Origin of the sequence: Tabrizicola sp., assembly GCF_051645465.1 — a bacterium.
Lineage (GTDB): Bacteria > Pseudomonadota > Alphaproteobacteria > Rhodobacterales > Rhodobacteraceae > Tabrizicola.
The window spans coordinates 1-2,246 of sequence record NZ_JBOFBI010000177.1 but is presented as its reverse complement, the minus strand read 5'-3'; the positions used below and the strand labels follow the sequence as shown (position 1 = coordinate 2,246).

Annotated in this window: 3 protein-coding genes; all 3 read right to left on the bottom strand. The window is 61.4% G+C overall.

The genetic code is table 11. The features are described 5' to 3' along the window. Positions 1-854: MFS transporter (locus ACRCSW_RS11325; RefSeq protein ID WP_438705135.1), on the bottom strand; the 854-nt coding region annotated here is incomplete at its 3' end. 5 nt (positions 855-859) lie between these two features. Further along, the gene (locus tag ACRCSW_RS11320) at positions 860-1,345 is read right to left on the bottom strand and encodes a GlcG/HbpS family heme-binding protein (RefSeq protein WP_438705134.1); all 486 of its coding nucleotides are present in this window, start codon (positions 1,343-1,345) and stop codon (positions 860-862) included. A gap of 70 nt (positions 1,346-1,415) precedes the next feature. Beyond that, positions 1,416-2,108 carry a type 1 glutamine amidotransferase domain-containing protein gene (locus ACRCSW_RS11315; RefSeq protein ID WP_438705132.1) on the bottom strand — a complete coding sequence of 231 codons (693 nt, stop codon included), beginning with the start codon at positions 2,106-2,108 and terminating at the stop codon, positions 1,416-1,418. Positions 2,109-2,246 lie beyond the last annotated feature (138 nt).

Below are 2,246 nucleotides of genomic sequence, written 5' to 3'. Positions count from 1 at the left end.
AGCGCTGCATCCGCACCGGTCGTGCCGCGTTCGATATAGATGGGTACGATCCAGGCGATCAGACCAAAGAACAGGAAGTTATTGAGCGAGAAGTAAAGCGCGGCCCGCCACGCCATCCGGTCGGTGACGGGGAGCAGGCTCTTCGGGGGAGCAAGCGTGGCCAGTCGAACCACCCCGGCCCGCCGTTCAGCTCGCGCGATGATCATCCAGGCGCCGATCGCAACCAAGCCTGGCAGGGTGAAGCTGCCTGCCCCAAATCTCCATCCGCCGCCTGCTTCGGCCAGAGGGCCGCTCAGCGCCGCCGATATCGTGCTCCCCAGGCCGATGGCGGAGGCATAGATCCCGGTGAAGAGAGCCACATGGCGCGGATAGTTGGTCTTGATGAAGCCGGCAACCAAGGCACCGGCGACGGCAATGCCCGCGCCGACACCCGCCGTGGCGGCAAAGAGCAGCGCAACGCTATCCGCAAATGCACGCGCGAGTGTGGCGATGGCAAGTGTGGCAAGGGCGACCAGCATCACCTTGTCACGCCCGAAACGGCGTGCAAGCCAAGGTGTCGGGAAAGCGAACAGCCCCATTAGCAGAGCAGGGATTGCTGTCAGCAACGATACTTCAGCGTTCGAAATCGCGAACTCGTCCAAGATCGAAGGAAGCAGAGGACCGACCGACACAATGGCCGGTCGCAGGTCAATAGCGACGAGCACCACGCATAGGATCGCGACCGTGAGAGGCAGGCCAGGGGATCTGCTGTCCTCCTCCAAAGCCAACGTCGGTGTTTCGCTTCCGGACTTGGCTTGGAGCGCAGTACGGGCACCATGATGGGCGCCGACGTTGCTGGATGGCATCGCGGGCATTTCAGTCAGCTCCCTATTCGCGTTTCAAGAGACATGGGTGATCTGTCGACGCTGGGCGTCTGCTGGGTCAGCATGTCGGCGGTCACGGTGACAGCTGCCTCGGCGATGGCGATGTCTTCAGCGACAGTCCCGCCGCTCACTCCGATGGCGCCGATTGCCCGCGCTTCATACTGGATGGGAATACCCCCACCAAAAACGACGACGCGTCCACCATGAGAATGCTGGATGCCGTAAAGTTCAGCGCCCGGCTGCGCCAGCGCATTGAGCGTGTCTGTCCGGGTGTTGAAGATCTGGACGGTAAAGGCCTTGTTGATCGCAAGCTCTGCGGACCCAGTGATGGCCCCATCCTGACGGGCGAAGCACAGCAGATGCCCGGACGCGTCAACGACGGCAATCGAGCAGGGAACACCCAGCGCGCGGGCGGCAGCCACGGATTTTTCGACCATCTGTCGGGCGTCCGACAGCGATATATTGGCGAGCGGGGAGGACATGACAAGCTCCGGTTTTGAAGGTGATCTGCCGCGACAAGGGGCCGTCGGCAGATCACGATGGGCCTGGGTTTCAGGCGGCTTTCTTCTTGCGCAGGGCAGCCATCAGCGCCTCCGCTGCCGCACCTGACGATGCCGGGTTCTGACCTGTGATGAGCTGGCCATCGACCACTGTGTGCACACCCCAATCTTCGCCCTTGGAGAAGACAGAACCGAGGCTGATAAGTTCGTCCTCGACCAGGAACGGCACCACCTTCGTCAGACCGACAGCCTCTTCCTCGGTGTTGGTGAAGCCGGTGACCTTGCGCCCCTGAACCAGCGGGGTACCGTCGGGATTGGTCACGTGCCGCAGGACGCCCGGTGCGTGGCAAACCAGGGCGATCGGCTTGTCGGCCGCGATGAAGGATTCGATCAGCCTGATCGAGTTCCGATCTTCGGCGAGATCCCACATCGGACCATGGCCGCCAGGGTAGAAGACCGTGTCGAAGTCTTTCTGGTCGACGCTGTCCAGGCGCACAGTCCTTGCGAGCTGCGCCTTGGCAGCCTCGTCAGCGTTGAAGCGCCGCGTCAAGTCGGTCTGGAAAGCCGGCTCGTCGCTTTTGGGGTCGAGAGGCGGCTGCCCGCCCTTCGGCGAGGCGAGGGTGATCTCGGCACCGGCATCCTTGAAGGCGTAATACGGCGCCGCAAGTTCTTCGAGCCAGAAGCCGGTCTTCTTGCCGGTGTTACCGAGAGTGTCGTGGGAGGTGAGGACCATGAGGATTTTCATTGCGGGAACCTTCCTTGAGATGAGTTGCTTCGGAGGTCGATCAGCCGCGTTGGCTTATCGATGAGCTGAAAATGGTGCCTCCCGAGGTATTTCTCAAATTTACTTCCTTGATTTTAGATATTCATGTGAAATTATGAC